At 59.9% G+C, this 19,986-nt stretch carries 16 protein-coding genes and 1 tRNA gene; 14 read left to right on the top strand and 3 right to left on the bottom strand.

The genetic code is table 11. From position 1 onward, the window contains the following. Positions 1–53 precede the first annotated feature (53 nt). From apaG to ACZRN6_RS12305, 7 genes are all read left to right on the top strand, one after another. The gene (gene apaG / locus ACZRN6_RS12335; protein ID WP_322147911.1) at positions 54–434 is read left to right on the top strand and encodes a Co2+/Mg2+ efflux protein ApaG; all 381 of its coding nucleotides are present in this window, start codon (positions 54–56) and stop codon (positions 432–434) included. Beyond that, the gene (locus ACZRN6_RS12330) at positions 434–1,282 is read left to right on the top strand and encodes a symmetrical bis(5'-nucleosyl)-tetraphosphatase (RefSeq protein WP_322147912.1); all 849 of its coding nucleotides are present in this window, start codon (positions 434–436) and stop codon (positions 1,280–1,282) included. Before apaG ends, ACZRN6_RS12330 begins: the two co-directional genes overlap by 1 nt. Before the next feature lie 9 nt (positions 1,283–1,291). Further along, the gene (gene glpE / locus ACZRN6_RS12325) at positions 1,292–1,621 is read left to right on the top strand and encodes a thiosulfate sulfurtransferase GlpE (RefSeq protein WP_322147913.1); all 330 of its coding nucleotides are present in this window, start codon (positions 1,292–1,294) and stop codon (positions 1,619–1,621) included. Between the two features lie 285 nt (positions 1,622–1,906). Further along, entirely contained in the window at positions 1,907–3,829 is a 1,923-nt protein-coding gene (locus ACZRN6_RS12320; RefSeq protein WP_003210999.1) for a PrkA family serine protein kinase, read from the top strand. 126 nt (positions 3,830–3,955) lie between these two features. Next, the gene (locus ACZRN6_RS12315; RefSeq protein WP_003211000.1) at positions 3,956–5,227 is read left to right on the top strand and encodes a YeaH/YhbH family protein; all 1,272 of its coding nucleotides are present in this window, start codon (positions 3,956–3,958) and stop codon (positions 5,225–5,227) included. After that, positions 5,224–6,786, top strand: coding sequence for a SpoVR family protein (locus ACZRN6_RS12310; RefSeq protein WP_322147914.1), 1,563 nt, complete (start codon positions 5,224–5,226; stop codon positions 6,784–6,786). The genes ACZRN6_RS12315 and ACZRN6_RS12310 overlap by 4 nt, the downstream gene beginning before the upstream one ends. 63 nt (positions 6,787–6,849) lie before the next feature. Then, complete coding sequence (locus ACZRN6_RS12305; RefSeq protein ID WP_464008047.1) at positions 6,850–8,085, top strand: multifunctional CCA addition/repair protein; 1,236 nt, start codon at positions 6,850–6,852, stop codon at positions 8,083–8,085. Here the strand turns inward: ACZRN6_RS12305 and folK are convergent. Together folK and folB are read right to left on the bottom strand one after the other, a co-directional pair. Further along, positions 8,055–8,573 carry a 2-amino-4-hydroxy-6-hydroxymethyldihydropteridine diphosphokinase gene (folK, locus tag ACZRN6_RS12300; protein WP_322147918.1) on the bottom strand — a complete coding sequence of 173 codons (519 nt, stop codon included), beginning with the start codon at positions 8,571–8,573 and terminating at the stop codon, positions 8,055–8,057. The genes ACZRN6_RS12305 and folK overlap by 31 nt on opposite strands. After that, a complete protein-coding gene (folB, locus tag ACZRN6_RS12295) occupies positions 8,564–8,917 on the bottom strand; it encodes a dihydroneopterin aldolase (RefSeq protein WP_003211007.1) in 354 nt (117 codons plus the stop codon). The genes folK and folB overlap by 10 nt, the downstream gene beginning before the upstream one ends. Positions 8,918–8,991: 74 nt before the next feature. Between folB and plsY the strand changes: the two genes are divergently transcribed. Further along, on the top strand, positions 8,992–9,561 hold the full coding sequence (gene plsY, locus ACZRN6_RS12290; protein WP_322147919.1) for a glycerol-3-phosphate 1-O-acyltransferase PlsY: 570 nt from the start codon (positions 8,992–8,994) through the stop codon (positions 9,559–9,561). 33 nt (positions 9,562–9,594) lie between these two features. Here the strand turns inward: plsY and tsaD are convergent, their stop codons facing one another. After that, positions 9,595–10,620: a tRNA (adenosine(37)-N6)-threonylcarbamoyltransferase complex transferase subunit TsaD gene (gene tsaD / locus ACZRN6_RS12285; protein ID WP_322147920.1), complete on the bottom strand. Its 1,026-nt coding sequence runs from the start codon at positions 10,618–10,620 to the stop codon at positions 9,595–9,597. Between the two features lie 203 nt (positions 10,621–10,823). Here tsaD and rpsU point away from each other — a divergent pair, with 203 nt between their 5' ends. The 6 genes from rpsU to ACZRN6_RS12255 all read left to right on the top strand — a co-directional run bounded on the left by rpsU (position 10,824) and on the right by ACZRN6_RS12255 (position 19,980). Continuing rightward, the gene (gene rpsU / locus ACZRN6_RS12280) at positions 10,824–11,039 is read left to right on the top strand and encodes a 30S ribosomal protein S21 (RefSeq protein ID WP_002551877.1); all 216 of its coding nucleotides are present in this window, start codon (positions 10,824–10,826) and stop codon (positions 11,037–11,039) included. Between the two features lie 445 nt (positions 11,040–11,484). After that, the gene (gene dnaG / locus ACZRN6_RS12275; RefSeq protein WP_003211012.1) at positions 11,485–13,446 is read left to right on the top strand and encodes a DNA primase; all 1,962 of its coding nucleotides are present in this window, start codon (positions 11,485–11,487) and stop codon (positions 13,444–13,446) included. Between the two features lie 67 nt (positions 13,447–13,513). After that, entirely contained in the window at positions 13,514–15,364 is a 1,851-nt protein-coding gene (gene rpoD / locus ACZRN6_RS12270) for an RNA polymerase sigma factor RpoD (protein WP_063026748.1), read from the top strand. A 122-nt stretch (positions 15,365–15,486) separates the two neighbouring features. Next, the gene (locus ACZRN6_RS12265) at positions 15,487–19,230 is read left to right on the top strand and encodes a bifunctional diguanylate cyclase/phosphodiesterase (RefSeq protein ID WP_464008046.1); all 3,744 of its coding nucleotides are present in this window, start codon (positions 15,487–15,489) and stop codon (positions 19,228–19,230) included. Positions 19,231–19,245: 15 nt separating this feature from the next. Continuing rightward, positions 19,246–19,322 (top strand) — tRNA-Ile (locus tag ACZRN6_RS12260). Positions 19,323–19,467: 145 nt separating this feature from the next. Beyond that, positions 19,468–19,980 (top strand): hypothetical protein, encoded by a 513-nt coding sequence (locus ACZRN6_RS12255; protein ID WP_464008045.1) that lies wholly within the window; start codon positions 19,468–19,470, stop codon positions 19,978–19,980. The last annotated feature ends 6 nt before the right edge of the window (positions 19,981–19,986 follow it).

The raw sequence follows: 19,986 nt of genomic DNA, 5'->3' as shown, positions 1-19,986 counted from the left end.
CTAGACTGACCGGCATCCGCTGTTCCCCCGCTTTTGCTTTTAAGGCCTCTTGCATGTCCGATCCTCGTTATCAGATCGACGTCAGCGTCGTCACCCGCTTTCTGGCGGAACAATCGCAACCCGAGCAGAACCGCTTTGCGTTCGCCTACACCATTACCGTGCAAAACAACGGCGAGCTGCCAGCCAAGCTGCTGTCGCGCCACTGGGTCATCACCGACGGTGACGGCCAGGTGGAGGAAGTGCGCGGCGCCGGCGTAGTCGGCCAACAGCCGCTGATCGCCCCCGGCAAGAGCCACACCTACAGCAGCGGCACCGTCATGACCTCCCGCGTGGGCAACATGCAGGGTAGCTACCAGATGCTCGCCGACGACGGCAAACACTTCGACGCCGTCATCGCGCCGTTCCGCCTGGCGGTGCCCGGGGCCCTGCACTGATGGCGACGTATGCTGTCGGCGACCTGCAAGGTTGCCTGGAGCCGCTCAAATGCCTGCTCGACCGCGTGGCCTTCGACCCTGCCAAGGATCGCCTGTGGCTCGTCGGCGACCTGGTCAACCGCGGCCCGCAATCCCTGCAGACCCTGCGCTTCCTTTATGGCATGCGCGATTCCCTGGTGTGCGTGCTGGGTAACCACGACCTGCACCTGCTGGCCGCCGGCAACAACATCGAGCGCCTAAAAAAAGGCGACACCCTGCGGGAAATCCTCGAGGCGCCAGACCGCGCCGAGTTGCTTGACTGGCTACGTCGGCAAAAAATCATGCATTACGATGAGAGCCGTAACATCGCACTGGTGCATGCCGGGATTCCACCCCAGTGGACGCTGAAAAAAGCCCTCAAGTGTGCAGGCGAAGTCGAGACCGCCCTGGCCGACGACAACCTGTACACGGCTTACCTGGATGGCATGTACGGCAACGACCCTGTGAAGTGGGACAACGAACTCACCGGCGTCGCCCGCCTGCGGGTGATCACCAACTACTTCACCCGCATGCGTTTCTGCACCGCCGAAGGCAAGCTGGACCTCAAGAGCAAGGAAGGCGCCGACACCGCCCTGCCCGGCTACAAGCCCTGGTTCGCCCACAAGGAGCGCAAGACCCGTGAGACGAAGATCATCTTCGGCCACTGGGCAGCCCTGGAAGGCAAATGTGATGAACCCGGTGTATTCGCCCTCGACACCGGCTGCGTGTGGGGCGGCGCCATGACCCTGATGAACATCGACACCGGCGAGCGCTCAAGCTGCCAGTGCGAATCTCCCGCCACCACGACACTGCCGGCCGCCAAGCCCTAGGAGCCCGCCATGACTGAATTCAAACGTATCCCTCCCGAACAAGCCCAAGCCCTGCGCGAGCAAGGCGCGGTGGTGGTCGACATCCGCGACCAACCGACCTACAGCGCAGGCCACATCAGTGGCGCCCGGCACCTGGACAACCACAGCATCGCCGATTTCATCCGCGCCGCCGACCTCGACGCACCGGTAATCGTGGCGTGCTACCACGGCAACTCCAGCCAAAGCGCAGCGGCCTATCTGATCAGCCAGGGCTTCTCTGACGTCTATAGCCTCGACGGTGGCTTTGAGCTATGGCGTACGACGTATCCGGCAGAAATTGCCGCAGGCGACGCGCAATAATTTTTTTCAAACCCCGCTACCCCGCGTGACGCTTGGCTTCGCGCCGTTTCTGACGAACGGCGCGACCAAACTAATTACGTATCGCGCCTTGACCTCCCGGATTCCGAACTATCCTTAAGCGCAGGCCATCCAAAACAGGGGAGAGCCGGTACACCGGCGTGCGGGTCATCGGTAGCGTTTCAGGGTGTTCTGGGGGGAAAACGGCCATTGGTGTCCACCAATGACTGCCAGCATCGACTGATTGATCCGGCGTCGGCTCCACGTATCGAGCGAGGTGACGACGTCATGAGTATTTTTAGCCACTTCCAACAACGCTTCGAGTCCACCCGCCAGGAAGAGCTCTCGCTTCAGGAGTATCTCGAACTGTGCAAAAAGGACCGCAGCGCCTACGCGTCTGCCGCTGAACGCCTGCTGCTGGCGATCGGCGAGCCGGAGCTGGTAGACACCGCGGCGAATTCTCGCCTGTCGCGAATATTCTCCAACAAGGTGATCCGCCGCTACCCGGCCTTTGAAGACTTCCATGGCATGGAAGAATGCATTGACCAGATCGTCTCGTATTTCCGCCATGCCGCCCAAGGCCTGGAAGAGAAGAAGCAAATCCTCTACCTGCTCGGTCCCGTCGGCGGCGGCAAGTCGTCCCTGGCCGAGAAACTCAAACAACTGATCGAGAAGGTTCCGTTCTACGCCATCAAGGGCTCGCCAGTGTTCGAATCGCCTCTGGGGCTGTTCAACGCCACGGAAGATGGTGCGATCCTGGAAGAAGACTTCGGCATCCCTCGCCGCTACCTCAACACCATCATGTCGCCCTGGGCCACCAAGCGCCTGGCCGAGTTCGGCGGCGACATCAGCCAGTTCCGGGTGGTGAAGCTCTATCCGTCGATCCTCAACCAGATCGCCGTGGCCAAGACCGAACCGGGTGACGAGAACAACCAGGACATCTCGGCGCTGGTGGGCAAGGTTGATATCCGCAAGCTCGAAGAATTCCCGCAGAACGACGCCGACGCCTATAGCTACTCGGGCGCACTGTGCCGGGCCAACCAGGGCCTGATGGAGTTCGTGGAGATGTTCAAGGCGCCGATCAAGGTGCTGCACCCACTGCTCACCGCCACCCAGGAAGGCAACTACAACAGTACCGAAGGCCTGGGGGCGATTCCGTTTACCGGGATCCTGCTGGCCCACTCCAACGAATCGGAGTGGCACACCTTCCGCAACAACAAGAACAACGAAGCTTTCATCGACCGGATCTACATCGTCAAGGTGCCGTACTGCCTGCGAGTCAGCGATGAAATCAAGATTTACGACAAGCTGCTGTTCAACAGCTCCCTGGCCAAGGCCCATTGCGCCCCCGATACCCTGAAGATGCTGGCCCAGTTCACCGTGCTGTCGCGCCTCAAGGAGCCGGAAAACTCCAACATCTATTCGAAAATGCGCGTATACGACGGCGAAAACCTCAAGGACACCGACCCGAAAGCCAAGTCGATCCAGGAATACCGCGACACCGCGGGCGTGGACGAGGGCATGAACGGCCTGTCGACACGCTTTGCGTTCAAGATCCTGTCTAAGGTCTTTAACTTCGACCCGCACGAAATCGCCGCCAACCCGGTGCACCTGCTCTACGTGCTGGAACAACAGATCGAACAGGAGCAATTCCAGGCCGAGACCCGCGAGCGCTATCTGCGCTTCCTCAAGGAGTACCTGGCACCGCGCTACATCGAGTTCATCGGCAAGGAAATCCAGACCGCGTACCTGGAGTCCTACAGCGAATACGGCCAGAACATTTTCGACCGCTACGTGCTGTACGCAGACTTCTGGATTCAGGACCAGGAATACCGCGACCCGGAAACCGGCGAAATCCTCAACCGCGTGGCCCTCAACGAGGAACTGGAGAAGATCGAAAAACCCGCTGGCATCAGCAATCCGAAGGATTTCCGCAACGAAATCGTCAACTTCGTGCTGCGCGCCCGGGCCAACAACAACGGCAAGAACCCTACCTGGCTCAGCTACGAGAAGCTGCGGGTGGTCATCGAGAAGAAAATGTTCTCCAACACCGAGGATCTGCTGCCGGTCATCAGCTTCAACGCCAAGGCCAGCAAGGAGGACCAACAAAAACACAACGACTTCGTTACTCGAATGGTCGAGCGCGGCTACACCGACAAACAAGTACGACTGCTCTCCGAGTGGTACCTGCGGGTGCGCAAATCGCAGTAAGGCAGCGACAGGCGTGAAATGCCAGGCTCCCGGCACACCGGCTAGCCTGGCAGTCGACCGCTTGTCTCTAAGCTTCCAGCTCGCGGCTTGAAGCTTGTAACGTGAAGCTGCCCGGAGGGCTCCTACATGAGCTATGTGATCGACCGACGTCTTAATGGCAAGAACAAGAGCACGGTAAACCGCCAGCGTTTCCTGCGGCGTTACCGTGACCACATCAAAAAGGCCGTCGAGGAGGCTGTCAGCCGTCGCTCCATCACCGACATGGAGCATGGCGAACAGATCAGCATTCCCGGACGCGACATCGATGAACCCGTGTTGCACCACGGCCGCGGCGGCAAACAGACCGTCGTGCATCCCGGCAACAAGGAATTCACCAGCGGCGAACACATCCAGCGCCCTCAGGGCGGTGCGGGCGGCAAAGGCCCGGGCAAGGCCGGCAACTCTGGCGAAGGCATGGACGAGTTCGTGTTCCAGATTACCCAGGAAGAATTCCTCGAATTCATGTTCGAAGACCTGGAACTGCCCAACCTGGTCAAACGCAACCTGACCGGTACCGACACCTTCAAGACTGTGCGCGCCGGGATCAGCAACGAAGGCAACCCGTCACGGATCAACATCATCCGCACCCTGCGTTCGGCTCATGCGCGGCGTATCGCGCTGTCTGGCAGCAGCCGGGCAAAATTGCGGGACGCCAAGGCTGAACTGGAGCGCCTGAAACGCGAAGAGCCAGACAACTTCGGCGATATTCAGGAAATCGAAGCCGAAATCGCCAAACTCAGTGCGCGAATTCACCGCGTGCCGTTTCTCGATACCTTTGACCTGAAGTACAACCTGCTGGTCAAGCAACCCAACCCCAGCTCCAAGGCCGTGATGTTCTGCCTGATGGACGTGTCCGGCTCCATGACCCAGGCAACCAAGGACATCGCCAAGCGTTTCTTCATCCTGCTGTACCTGTTTCTCAAACGTAACTACGACAAGATCGATGTGGTGTTCATCCGCCATCACACCAGCGCCCGGGAAGTCGATGAAGAGGAGTTCTTCTATTCGCGGGAAACCGGCGGCACCATCGTCTCCAGCGCATTGAAGCTGATGCAGGAAATCATGGCCGAGCGTTATCCGGCCAACGAGTGGAATATCTACGCCGCCCAGGCCTCCGACGGCGACAACTGGAACGACGACTCGCCGATCTGCCGCGACATCCTGATCAACCAGATCATGCCGTTCGTGCAGTACTACACCTACGTCGAAATCACCCCGCGTGAGCATCAGGCACTGTGGTTTGAATACGAGCGCATCAGCGAAGCCTTTGCTGACACCTTCGCCCAGCAACAATTGGTCTCGGCCGGCGATATCTATCCGGTCTTCCGTGAACTCTTCCAGCGCAGGTTAGTGACATGACCGCCAAAGAGCATAAGCGCCAACCCCTGTCCACGGGGTCCGAATGGACCTTCGAACTCATCCAGGCCTATGACCGGGAAATCAGCCGCATCGCGGCGGGTTATGCCCTGGATACCTACCCCAACCAGATCGAAGTGATCACCGCCGAACAGATGATGGACGCCTACGCGTCCGTGGGTATGCCCCTGGGCTATCACCACTGGTCCTACGGCAAACACTTCCTCAGCACTGAAAAATCCTACACGCGCGGGCAGATGGGCCTGGCCTACGAAATCGTCATCAACTCCGACCCGTGCATTGCCTACCTGATGGAAGAAAACACCATCTGCATGCAAGCACTGGTGGTGGCCCATGCGTGCTACGGGCATAACAGCTTCTTCAAGGGCAACTACCTGTTCCGTACCTGGACCGATGCCAGTTCGATCATCGACTACCTGGTGTTCGCCAAGCAATACATCATGCAATGCGAGGAGCGCCATGGCATCGATGCGGTGGAAGACTTGCTCGACTCCTGCCATGCGCTGATGAACTACGGTGTGGACCGCTACAAACGCCCCTACCCGATTTCCGCCGAAGAAGAACGGCTGCGCCAGAAGGACCGTGAAGAGCACCTGCAAAAACAGATAAACGACCTGTGGCGCACCATTCCCAAGCGCGCCGGCAAGAACAGCGACAAGGACAATGCGCGCTTCCCCGCCGAGCCTCAGGAAAATATCCTGTATTTCATCGAAAAACACGCACCGCTGCTGGAGCCCTGGCAGCGCGAAATCGTGCGGATCGTGCGCAAGATTGCCCAGTACTTCTACCCACAACGCCAGACCCAAGTGATGAACGAAGGCTGGGCCACGTTCTGGCATTACACCCTGATGAACGACCTTTACGATGAAGGCCTGGTGACCGATGGCTTCATGATGGAGTTCCTGACGTCCCACACCAGCGTGGTCTACCAGCCGGGTTTCGACAGCCCTTACTACAGCGGCATCAACCCGTATGCACTGGGCTTTGCCATGTACCGGGATATCCGGCGCATGTGCGAACACCCAACCGAAGAAGACCGCCGCTGGTTCCCGGACATCGCCGGCAGCGATTGGCTGTCGACCATCAAGTTCGCCATGAGCAGCTTCAAGGATGAGAGTTTCATCCTGCAGTACCTGTCGCCTCAGGTCATTCGTGACCTCAAGCTGTTCAGCATCATGGATGACGACTTGAAGGACGATCTGCTGGTACCCGCCATTCATGACGAACCGGGCTACCGTACGATCCGCGAAACCCTAGCGGCGCAGTACAACCTGGGCAACCGCGAACCCAACGTGCAGATCTACAGCATCGACGTACGCGGCGATCGCTCGCTGACCCTGCGCCATCAGCAACACGACCGCAAACCGCTGGGAGAGTCCACTGACGAAGTCCTCAAGCATCTGCATCGGTTGTGGGGGTTCGATATTCACCTGGAAACGCTGCAAGGCGACCAGGTGATGAAAACCCACCATGTTCCGCCTCGCACCGAACACAGCGACAACGATTACGGGCGCCTCGACCTGGCCGTCGTGCATCTGTGAAACGGCAAAGCCTCCATTGGCGGGCCACAGGCGTTATCCTGTGCCGCTAATGGAGGCTTTTTCATGCAAATCTACAAAGTCGGCGGTGCGGTACGCGATCGCCTGCTGGGCATTGACGTTACCGATGTCGACCGCGTCGTAGTCGGCGCTACCACTGAAGAAATGCTCGCTCTGGGCTATAAGCCCGTGGGCTCGGACTTCCCGGTATTCCTTGACCCAAAAAACGGCGACGAGTACGCCCTTGCTCGCACGGAACGCAAGAGAGGCCGGGGTTATGGCGGCTTCGTTTTTCATGCCAGCCCCGAAGTCACACTGGAAGAAGACCTTATCCGCCGTGACCTGACCATCAATGCGATGGCTGAAGACGACGACGGTAATTTGACCGATCCGTATCATGGCCAGCAAGATTTGAAAGCACGAGTTTTGCGCCATGTTTCCCCCGCATTCGCCGAAGATCCTCTCCGGGTGCTGCGCGTTGCGCGCTTCGCCGCACGCTATGCCAACCTCGGTTTCAGTGTTGCGCCAGAAACCTTGGAGTTGATGCGCGAACTCAGCGATTCCGGCGAACTGGAAGCGCTGACGCCTGAGCGCAGCTGGAAAGAAATTTCCCGCGCGCTCATGGAAAATCAGCCACAAGTATTTATTCAGGTGCTGCGTGATTGCGGCGCACTGAAAACCCTGATGCCGGAAATCGACGCCTTGTTCGGCGTGCCGCAACCTGAAGCCCATCACCCCGAGATTGATACCGGCGTGCACACCTTGAGCGTGCTGGAACAAGCGGCCATCCATTCCCAACCGCTGACTGTGCGCTGGGCTTGCCTGCTGCACGACCTGGGCAAAGGGCTGACGCCTGTGGATAAGTTGCCGCAGCACATTGCTCACGAGCAACGCGGTTTGAAGCTGATCAAAGCGGTGAACGAGCGCTTCAAGGTGCCAAGGGATTGCCAGGAACTGGCGTTACTGGTGGGCGAATATCACACCCATGGCCATCGTGCGCTGGAGCTGAGACCCTCGACTTTGCTGGAGTTACTGCAAAGCTTTGACGTCTACCGTCGCCCGCAGCGCTTTGAGGAATTTGTGGTGGCGTGCGAAATGGACGCCCGCGGCCGCAAGGGCCTTGAGCAGAGAAGTTATCCACAGGCGGATTATTTGCGCGGCGCGGCGCTGGCTGCCAGAGGTGTGGCCGTCGCCCCACTGCTGGAACAAGGTTTCAAAGGCCCCGAGCTGGGTGAAGCGCTGAAACGTGAACGGCTCAAGGCGCTGAAAGCTTACAAGAGCGCATCCGGCGTTAATGGCTGATCCCGCCACTCGAATGCGACCGGCGCCAATACCTGATCTATGTGTGCATCCCTCCACAGCGCGGCAAACGTCTTGCCAGCCTCGGGGTGCACACGCTCCGGCGCCATCAACGACAGCGGCCACAGCACAAACGCGTTTTTCAGGATTTCGGCCCGAGGCAGAACCAGGCCATCGAAGTTACCCACCAGCTCGCCGTACAGCAGCACGTCAATGTCCAACGGCAAGCCCTTGCGATCCGGGGCGTAGCGGCCGTTGTCGGCCTCAATGAACTTCAGGCGGCGGTCCAGCTCAATCAACGGTAGGTCGGTATACGCCGACACCACCAGATTGAAGAACGGCCCGCTCTTGATGCCCACTGGCTGGCTTTCGAACACCGCCGAACAGCGCATATCCGTCAAAAAACCCGCCAGCGCATCGAGGCCTCCACACAGATGAGCCTCGCGCTCGATATTGCTGCCAAGGCCGAGGTAAACCTGAGTTAGCGACATCCGCGCTCGATCTCCACGCCAACGCCCTTGGCGGCCGGAACGGCGCCAGGCTTGGTCAGCTTGAGGTGCAGCCAGGGAATCTGGAACTCACTCATCAATACTTCGGCCAGGCGCTCGGCGAAGGTTTCCACCAGCTGGAACTGTGCCTGCTCGGCAAAGGCCTGGATGCGTGCGGACACGCTGGCGTAATCCAGCGCCAGAGTCAGGTCGTCACCGGCAGCGGCCGGGCGGTTGTCCCAGGCGAAGCTCAGGTCCAGACGCAGGCATTGCCGGATACCGCGCTCCCAGTCGTAGGCCCCGATCACGGTGTCGACTTCCAGGCCTTCGATAAACACTCTGTCCAAGCACTCTTCTCCGCTGCACGACAAGGGCGCGATGCCCCGTTAGAATCAAGGCGTCCTCGCCCGGAATAGTTAGCATGTTTTGGTTACTGGCGACTCTCGCCTACCTGCTCGGCTCGCTGTCCTTCGCCATTTTGCTCAGCCGCCTGACGGGAAATCCCGACCCGCGAATGAGTGGCTCAGGCAATGCCGGCGCCACCAATATGTTACGCCTGGCCGGCAAAAAACTCGCCGTATTGACGCTGTTCGGCGACGTTTGCAAAGGCTTGTTGCCCGTGCTGATCGCCGACTTCGCCGGGCTGTCGCTGCAGCAGCAAGCCTGGATCGGCGTCTGCGCGGTGCTCGGCCACCTGTTCCCGCTGTACTTCCGCTTTCGCGGTGGCAAGGGTGTTGCGACGGCTGCCGGCATGCTACTGGGGATTTACCCTCCGGCGGCGCTGCTGGCCATCCTGGCCTGGCTGCTGACCTTCTACCTCACCCGCACCAGCTCGCTGGCGGCGCTGATCGCTACGCCCCTGACCCTGCCATTGCTGGCCTGGCAGGAGCCGGCGGCGCTGGTGCCGATGAGCGTGCTTACGCTGCTGATCGTCTGGCGCCACCGGGGCAATTTACGCGACCTGTTTGCCGGGCGCGAACGGCATTTTTAAATACACCCGATCAACCCGCCTCGCGCTGGCCGACTACAGCGGCGGCAACTGCTCCATCGGCCAGCGCGCCTGCACACTGATGGCCAGGCTCTCATGCTGCCCGGCCTGCAAACGCTGGCAACCGGCATAGGCGATCATCGCACCGTTATCGGTACAGAATTCGGGACGCGCATAAAACACGTCGCCCTTCATGTCGCCGAGCATTTTCTCAAGCGACAGGCGCAACGCCTTGTTGGCGCTGACGCCGCCAGCGATCACCAGCCGCTTCATGCCTGCCTGCTTCAGGGCCCGCTTGCACTTGATGGTCAAAGTCTCCACCACAGCCTGCTGGAACGCCAGAGAGATGTCGCAACGGGCTTGCTCACTGTCGTCTCCGGCGCTGACGCTCTGCTGCCAGGTGTTCAGCGCAGAGGTTTTCAGGCCGCTGAAGCTGAACATCAGGCCCGGGCGATCGCACATCGGACGCGGGAAGGTGAAACGCCCCGCCACGCCCTTTTCCGCCAACCGGGCGATTTCCGGACCGCCTGGATAATTGAGCCCCATCATCTTCGCGGTTTTGTCGAAAGCCTCACCGGCGGCGTCGTCCAGGCTTTCGCCCAGCAGCGCGTATTGACCGATTCCGTCGACCTGAACCAGCTGCGTATGGCCGCCTGAAACCAACAAAGCGACGAACGGGAACTGTGGCGGGTTTTCTTCCAGCATCGGCGCCAGTAAATGGCCTTCCATGTGGTGCACGCCGAGGGCGGGAATGCCCCAGGCAAATGCCAGCGCCTGGGCGCAAGAAGCCCCAACCAGAAGGGCTCCGACCAATCCTGGGCCGGCGGTATAGGCAATGGCGTCGATCTCGGTCGGCACGCAGCCGGCCTCGTCCAACACCTGGCGAATCAAGGGCAACATACGTTTCACATGATCACGACTGGCCAGCTCCGGCACCACGCCACCATAGGCGCGATGCAGGTCGATCTGACTGAACAGTGCGTCGGCCAAAAGCCCGCGTTCACTGTCGTAAAGTGCGACACCGGTTTCGTCGCACGAGGTTTCTAATCCCAGAACTAGCATGGGTTTGCGCCTTGTAGAGGCTGAATTCGAAGGCGCGCATAATAGTCGTCGCTCCCCCTCCCGACTAGCGGTTTTCGATCAGAGGCTTTGCATTCCGGGCAATGAGGGGTTAACATCCGCAACCCTTAAAAACCGACGACCTCAGCCGCGAATTTTTTGCGACGAGAACGTTGATTCCCGGTAATGAAAGAAGGTAGCTCTGGATGCCAGCCGTCAAAGTAAAAGAGAACGAACCCTTCGACGTAGCTCTGCGTCGTTTCAAGCGCTCCTGCGAAAAAGCCGGTGTTCTGGCTGAAGTTCGTAGCCGCGAATTTTACGAGAAGCCAACTTCTGAGCGTAAGCGTAAAGCAGCAGCCGCTGTTAAGCGTCACGCCAAGAAAGTTCAGCGCGAGCAGCGCCGCGCCGTTCGTCTGTACTAATACACAGACGTTCGTAGCAAGCTTCTGCCAAGCCCGGCCCTCAGCCGGGCTGTTGGCATTTGCGGATATCGCTTGATGCTTCACCGTTGACGCCGCACACGCGACTGAAACGAACTGCTTCACACGTCAGGACTGGCTCTTCTGCCAGCGGTGCGCGTCTCTTCTGACGAGCCTAACAAGGCTACTGACGAGCACACTTATTTTTCAACAGGCGATCAACAGGTCGGCTGCGCCCACCGATGAGCTTCCGAGGCCCGCACACGGCCAAGACCGGACTCCCGGGCAACATTTCTACGCCGGGCACTGATCGGAACTAACGTCAGTGAATGTTCGGCAGATACACTTCCTGGCAGACCAAGCAGACGACAGTTGATCGAGCCGCACACTACGCGCGCCTTGAGCACTTTGCGGGCCCTCTTTTACACGCAGTGATGACGAGAACGCCATGGCCGGGCTAATTCCCCAGAGCTTTATTGACGACCTTCTGAACCGCACCGACATCGTCGATGTTGTCAGCTCGCGCCTGCAAATGAAAAAGGCCGGCAAGAACTACACCGCCTGCTGCCCGTTCCACAAGGAAAAGACCCCCTCGTTCAGCGTCAGCCCCGACAAGCAGTTCTACTATTGCTTTGGCTGCGGCGCTGGCGGCAACGCCCTCGGCTTTATCATGGACCACGACAACCTGGACTTCCCCCAGGCTGTCGAGGAACTGGCAAAAGCCGCCGGCATGGAAATCCCTCGCGAAGAAAGTGGCCGCCCGCACAAACCGCGCCAACCCACCGATTCGCCGCTGTACCCGCTGCTTACCGCTGCTGCCGACTTTTACCGCCAGGCGCTGAAGAGCCACCCGCAGCGCAAAGCCGCCGTCGATTACCTCAAGGGCCGCGGCCTGACAGGTGAAATTGCCCGCGACTTCGGCCTCGGCTTCGCTCCGCCCGGCTGGGACAACCTGTACAAGCACCTGAGCAGCGACACCCTGCAGCAAAAAGCCATGATCGACGCGGGCCTGTTGGTGGAAAACGCCGAGACCGGCAAGCGTTACGACCGCTTCCGTGACCGGGTGATGTTCCCGATCCGCGACAGTCGCGGCCGTATCATCGCGTTCGGCGGCCGGGTGCTGGGGGACGACAAGCCCAAATACCTGAACTCACCGGAAACCCCGGTGTTTCACAAAGGCCAGGAGCTGTACGGCCTGTTTGAAGCGCGCAAAAACAACCGCAACCTCGACGAAATCATCGTGGTTGAAGGCTATATGGACGTGATTGCCCTGGCCCAGCAAGGGCTGCGCAATGCGGTGGCCACCCTTGGCACCGCCACCAGCGAAGAACACCTCAAGCGCCTGTTTCGCGTGGTGCCCAACGTACTGTTCTGCTTCGACGGTGACCAGGCCGGCCGCAATGCTGCATGGCGCGCCCTTGAGTCGACTCTGTCGAGCCTGCAGGACGGGCGGCGCGCACGCTTCCTGTTCCTGCCCGAGGGCGAAGACCCGGACACCCTGGTCCGCTCCGAAGGCACCGACGCGTTCCGCGCGCGCATCAACCAACACGCACAACCGCTGGCCGATTACTTTTTCCAGCAATTGACCGAAGAGTCCGACCCGCGCTCCCTCGAAGGCAAGGCCCATATGGTCACCCTCGCGGCCCCGCTGATCGACAAGGTCCCGGGCGCCAACCTGCGGACCCTGATGCGTCAGCGCTTGCTGGAAATCACCGGTTTGAGTGGCGAGGCCGTCAGCCAGCTGGCGCGCAGCGCGCCGCAAGAGGCGCCGCCCGCCTACGACCCAGGCATGGATTACGACGCCATGCCGGACTATTCCGACTTCCACCAACCGCAGGAGGCCTACACGCCCCAGCAGGAGTGGACACCGAAGAAACCCGGCGCCGGCGGCAAGAAATGGGACAAGAAACCCTGGGACAAAAACGGCAAACGTGGCGGCGACCGTGACGAACCGCGCGGCCCACGCGTCCCAGCAGCAGTAGAGCCGCCCACCATGGCAGCCCTGCGTACACTTTTGCACCACCCGCAACTGGCCCAAAAAGTCGAGGATGCGGGGCACTTTGCGGCCGAGGACCACACCAATACGCAATTGTTGGTGGCCCTGCTCGAAGCCGTACAGAAGAATCCTAAGCTAAACTCATTCCAGCTGATTGCACGCTGGCACGGCACCGAACAGGGCCGTTTGCTCAAGGCATTGGCAGAAAAGGAATGGCTGATTGATGGCGATAACCTTGAACAACAGTTTTTCGACACCATTACTAGCTTGGTAGCTCGTCAACGCGAGCGAAACCTGGAACAACTTCTTCGAAAAGCGCGTCAGAGTGAATTGACCGCCGAAGAGAAAAATCAACTGCGCGACCTTTTAAGTCGCAATGTTTCCGCATCAAACCCGACCTCAGCTGGCGTGTGAGGTCATAGCTCGGGTATAATCCTCGGCTTGTTTTTTGCCCGCCAAGACCTTCAGTGGATAGGGTGTTATGTCCGGAAAAGCGCAACAGCAGTCTCGTATCAAAGAGTTGATCACCCTTGGTCGTGAGCAGAAGTATCTGACTTACGCAGAGGTCAACGACCACCTGCCTGAGGATATTTCAGATCCAGAGCAGGTGGAAGACATCATCCGCATGATTAATGACATGGGGATCCCCGTACACGAGAGTGCTCCGGATGCGGACGCCCTTATGTTGGCCGACGCCGATACCGACGAGGCAGCCGCTGAAGAAGCAGCTGCCGCGCTGGCAGCGGTCGAGACCGACATCGGTCGCACGACTGACCCTGTGCGCATGTATATGCGCGAAATGGGTACGGTAGAGCTGCTGACACGTGAAGGCGAAATCGAAATCGCCAAGCGTATCGAAGAGGGCATCCGTGAAGTGATGGGCGCAATCGCGCACTTCCCAGGCACGGTTGACCACATTCTCTCCGAGTACACTCGCGTCACCACCGAAGGTGGCCGCCTGTCCGACGTCCTGAGCGGTTATATCGACCCGGATGACGGCATTGCGCCACCTGCGGCTGAAGTTCCTCCGCCGATCGATGCCAAGGCTGCGAAAGCAGACGACGACACCGACGACGAAGAAGCCGAAGCCAGCACCGATGACGAAGAAGAAGTCGAAAGCGGTCCGGATCCGATCATCGCAGCCCAGCGTTTTGGCGCGGTCTCCGATCAGATGGAACTGGCTCGCAAGGCCCTGAAGAAGCACGGTCGCGGCAGCAAGCAGGCAACTGCTGAACTGCTGGCCCTGGCTGAACTCTTCATGCCGATCAAACTGGTACCGAAGCAATTCGAAGGCCTGGTTGAGCGGGTTCGTAGCGCCCTTGAGCGTCTGCGTGCACAAGAGCGTGCGATCATGCAGCTCTGTGTCCGTGATGCGCGCATGCCGCGTGCCGATTTCCTGCGCCAGTTCCCGGGCAACGAAGTCGACGAAAGCTGGACCGACGCACTGGCCAAGGGCAAAAGCAAATACGCTGAAGCCATTGGTCGCTTCCAGGCCGACATCGTTCGTTGCCAGCAGAAGCTGACTGCGCTGCAGACCGAAACCGGTCTGACGATTGCCGAGATCAAGGACATCAACCGTCGCATGTCGATCGGTGAGGCCAAAGCCCGCCGCGCGAAGAAAGAGATGGTTGAAGCGAACTTGCGTCTGGTGATCTCCATCGCCAAGAAGTACACCAACCGTGGCCTGCAATTCCTCGACCTGATCCAGGAAGGCAACATCGGCTTGATGAAGGCTGTGGACAAGTTCGAATACCGTCGCGGCTACAAGTTCTCGACTTATGCCACCTGGTGGATCCGTCAGGCGATCACTCGCTCGATCGCCGACCAGGCCCGCACCATCCGTATTCCGGTGCACATGATCGAGACGATCAACAAGCTCAACCGTATTTCCCGGCAGATGTTGCAGGAAATGGGTCGCGAACCGACCCCGGAAGAGCTGGGCGAACGCATGGAAATGCCTGAGGATAAAATCCGTAAGGTATTGAAGATCGCTAAAGAGCCGATCTCCATGGAAACCCCGATCGGTGATGACGAAGACTCCCACCTGGGTGACTTCATCGAAGACTCGACCATGCAGTCGCCAATCGATGTTGCTACCGTTGAGAGCCTTAAAGAAGCGACTCGCGACGTACTGTCCGGCCTCACTGCCCGTGAAGCCAAGGTACTGCGCATGCGCTTCGGTATCGACATGAATACCGACCACACCCTTGAGGAGGTTGGTAAGCAGTTCGACGTTACCCGTGAGCGGATTCGCCAGATCGAAGCCAAGGCGCTGCGCAAGCTGCGCCACCCGACGAGAAGCGAGCATTTGCGCTCCTTCCTCGACGAGTGATCACAGAACCCCCGGCCCAGGCCGGGGGTTTTGCTTTCTACAGGATTAAATCCTCCCCGCCCTACCCCCCTCGTAATGCCCGTCTACACTCGAAACATTCCCCGTGCCATAACGAGACCGTTATGCCCAGATTGCCGACCGTGTTACTGCTGTCGCTGCTGACCTGGACCGCAACGGCTGGCGCGTTGACTCTCACCGATGAAGAGCGTGGCTGGCTGGCGGACCACCAAGAGTTGCGCCTGGGCGTCGATGCGTCCTGGCCGCCCTTTGAATACCGCGATGAAGAAGGTCGTTACCAAGGCCTGGCCGCAGACTACGTGCGCCTGATGCAGGACCGCCTGGGGCTCAGGATCAAACTGATCGAGCCGGTGAACTGGAGCGCGGTGCTGGAACAAGCCCGCAACAACCAACTCGACCTGCTGCCGGGCATCATGTCCACCCCGGAACGCCAGGGCTTCCTGTCGTTTACCCGGCCTTATCTCGACTTCCCCATTGTCATCCTCGCCCATGAAGGCGGCCCCCAGCCACGCAGCCTCAAGGACTTGTATGGGTTGAAGGTGGCCGTGGTGGAAAACTATGCACCTCACGAACTGCTGCGCACGCACCACCCGGACCTGAACCTGGTGGCCATGCCCAATGTCAGCGCAACCCTGCAGGCCCTGGCCACCGACAAGGTTGATGCGGTGGTCGGCGACCTGGCATCCAGCGTGTGGAGCCTGCGCCAACTCAAGCTGGAGGGACTGTACATCAGCGGCGAAACGCCCTACCGCTATCAACTCGCCATGGGCGTACCCAAGGACGACAAGATGCTGGTGGGCATCATCGACAAAGTCCTGGCCGATATCAGCCCGGCCGAAACCGAGGCCATCCAGCAACGCTGGGTCGGCAATGTCATCGACCACCGCACCCTCTGGACCGATGTGCTGCTCTACGGCCTGCCAGCGGTCCTGTTGTTGAGCATCGTGCTGGCGGTGGTTATCCGGATCAATCGCCGGCTCAGTTCGGAGATTTCCCGCCGAGTCGCCCTCGAACAGGAACTGCGCAGCAGCGAATACCATTACCGCGGCCTGGTGGAGAGCCTTTCCGCCATTGCCTGGGAAGCGCGCATCAGCGATTTCACCTACAGCTACGTGTCGCCCCACGCCGAAGAACTGCTTGGCTACCCCCGCGCCCACTGGCTGATCCCGGGCTTCTGGCGCAACATCATCCACCCGGCCGACCTGACCCGCACCGAATCCTATTGCTACGCAGAAACCCGAGCCAACCGCGACCACAGCGTCGACTACCGGGTGATTACCGCCGACGGTCGCTGCCTGTGGGTACGGGATATCGTCAGCCTGATTGAACACGGCCATGAGCCAGTGCTGCGCGGCCTGATGATCGACATCAGCGAAGCCAAGCGCACTGAAGAAGCCTTGCAGCTCTCGGAACAGAAGTTCGCCTCGGTGTTCCAGCAATGCCCGGACATCTTGGTCATCGCCCGGCTGTCCGATGGCTGCCTGATGGAGGTCAATAAGGCGTTCGAGGACCAGATCGGCCTGAGCGCCGACGAAGTCGTGGGAAAAACCGCCACCGAACTGAATATATGGGGCATCCAGGGCGTAGGCCCGGGCCTGTTGCAACGGGTGCAAACCACCAGCATCCGCAACCTGGAGATGCCGTTCCTGCGCAGCAACGGCCAGGCTTTTACCGGGCTGATTTCTGCCGAACCGTTCCAACTGGATACCACCGAAGCGTTGGTCGTGGTGGTACGTGACATCACCCAACTGAAAGAAACCCAGCAGCGCCTGCAAACCTCCGAAGAGAAATTCGCCAAGGCCTTCCACGCCTCTCCCGACGGCCTGCTGCTGTCTCGTCAAAGCGACGGCTTGCTGATTGAAGTCAACGAAGGGTTCAGCCGCATCACCGGCTTCAACAGCGTGCTGTCACTGGACCAGTCGACCCTGGACCTCGGCATCTGGGTCGACCTGAACGAACGCAAGCACATGCTGGAGTTGCTGCAACGGGATGGGTTGGTGCACGACTTTGTGTGCCACATCCGCCGCAGCGACGGCGCGATCCGCCTGTGTGAAGTCTCCAGCCGCCCGCTGCCCATCGGCGACGAAGACTGCATGCTGACCATCGCCCGGGACATCACCGAGCGCCAGCTGATGCAGGAAAAACTGCAACAGGCCGCCACCGTGTTCGAGAGCACCGCCGAAGGTGTACTGATCACTGACATCCGGCAAAACATCAGCGCCGTCAACCGCGCGTTCAGCGAAATTACCGGCTACAGCGAAGAAGAAGCCCTCGGCCATACCCCACGCCTGCTCGCCTCCGGCCTGCACGACAGCGCGTTCTACGCAGCGATGTGGCACCAGCTGACGGCCAACGGCCACTGGCAGGGCGAGATCTCCAACCGGCGCAAGAACGGCGAGCTGTACCCCAGCTGGCTGACCATCAGCGCGGTGCGTAACCGCGAGCAGTCAATTACCCACTTCGTCGCCGTGTTTGCCGACATTTCCAGCCTCAAGCACGCCCAGGCGCGGCTCGATTACCAGGCCCACCACGACCCGTTGACCGGCCTGCCCAACCGCACCCTGTTCGAAAGCCGTCTGCAAGCCGCTCTCAACAACCAACAGGAAACCGGCAGCCAGGGCGCCGTACTGTTCCTCGACCTCGATCGCTTCAAACACATCAACGACAGCCTCGGCCACCCGATCGGCGACCTGCTGCTCAAGGACATCGCCGTGCGCCTCAAGGACCAACTGCGCGACGTCGACACCGTGGCGCGGTTGGGTGGCGACGAATTCATCATCCTGCTGCCCGGCCTGCAACAAGCCAGCGACGCCGAACACCTGGCCAATAAACTGCTGGCCTGCTTCACCCCACCGTTCCAGGCGGGCGAACACGAGTTCTTTATCAGCGCGAGCATCGGCACCAGCCTGTACCCACGGGATGGCGTCGACGTGGCCACCCTGGTCAAAAACGCCGACGCCGCCATGTACCGCTCCAAGGCCAAAGGCCGCAACCGCGTCGAAAGCTACACCCAGGACCTCACCGCACAGGCCAACGAACGCGTGGCGCTGGAACATGAACTGCGCCGGGCGATCGAGCGCGACGAATTGACCCTCTATTACCAGCCGAAACTGAGCCTCGACACCCAACAACTGATCGGCGCCGAAGCGCTCATCCGCTGGCGCCACCCCACCTTCGGCGACGTGCCGCCCGAGCACTTCATTGCCCTGGCCGAAGAAAACGGCATGATCCTGCAAATTGGCGACTGGGTACTGGAGCAGGCGTGCCGGCAGATGCACGACTGGAGAGAGGTTTTTGACGACTTCGGCACATTGTCCGTCAACCTCGCCGGCGCGCAATTGCGCCACCCCAACCTGCTGGCACGCATCGAGCAATTGCTGCGCGACAACCACCTGGAGCCTAGTTGCCTGCAACTGGAAATCACCGAAAACTTCATCATGAGCCAGGCCGAAGAAGCGCTGGAGGTGCTGCACCAACTCAAGCGCCTGGGCGTACAACTGGCCATTGATGACTTCGGCACCGGCTATTCGTCCCTCAGCTATTTGAAGCGCCTACCGTTGGACTTCCTGAAGATCGACCAATCGTTCGTGCGCGGCCTGCCCGACGACCCGCACGATGCCGCGATCGTGCGCGCGATCATTGCCCTGGGGCACAGCATGCAATTCACCATCATTGCCGAAGGGGTGGAAACGCCTGCGCAGCAAGCGTTCCTGGCGGCTGAAGGGTGCGAACAGATGCAAGGCTACATCGTCAGCCTGCCGCTGCCGCCGGACCTTTTTGCCGCGACTTTCCTTCGTATGAGTGTTTCGGACTTTTCGGATGGCACAGCGAAGAAACCATCGTTATAATCCGCGGCCTACTGAGGGCCTATAGCTCAGTTGGTTAGAGCAGGGGACTCATAATCCCTTGGTCGTAGGTTCGAGTCCTACTGGGCCCACCACACTCAAAGCCGCGCATTGCGCGGCTTTGTCGTTTCTGGCACGTGAGTCGTGCAGCAATGAAACATTAGTTAGTTGTCCCGAACGGCTACGGCGAAGACCATGATTCCCAGTCAACGCCACTCCAGCACGAGGGAAATTTGTTCCATGCCTCCGAAGAAACGTACGCCGCGCCACGTAATCCACAACCTGGGCATGCGTGCCGCAACCGCCGTCGCAATCACCCTCGCCACCTTGAGCTGCGCACAAGCCGCGCCCGCTGCCACTGACACCATCAAGGCATTCAAGCTGTGCACGGGCGCCGACAACGCCTCCCACGTACTGGAAGGCACCATAGACCAGAGCATGCGCAATGACGTGACCGCCATTCACTTCAAGCAAACGGCGGCGCATTCCTCGTATAGCTGGCATAACGACCCGGAGCCACAGTACGTCATGACGCTGTCCGGCACGCTGGCGTTCGTGACGCGTGGCGGCGAGAAATTCACGTTGCATCCGGGTGAAGTACTGATCGCCGAAGACAATACCGGCACAGGGCATCGCTGGAATCTGGTGGACGATCAACCGTGGCGGCGTGGGTACGTGGTGCTGAAGCCGGGCGCGCCGGATTCGTTTATCCCGAACGATCCTGCCGCTGCGAAGGTGTGCAAGGGGTCTTAATCTCGC

It is taken from the genome of Pseudomonas sp. A125 (assembly GCF_055409485.1).
This window is presented reverse-complemented; position numbering and strand designations above follow the sequence as displayed.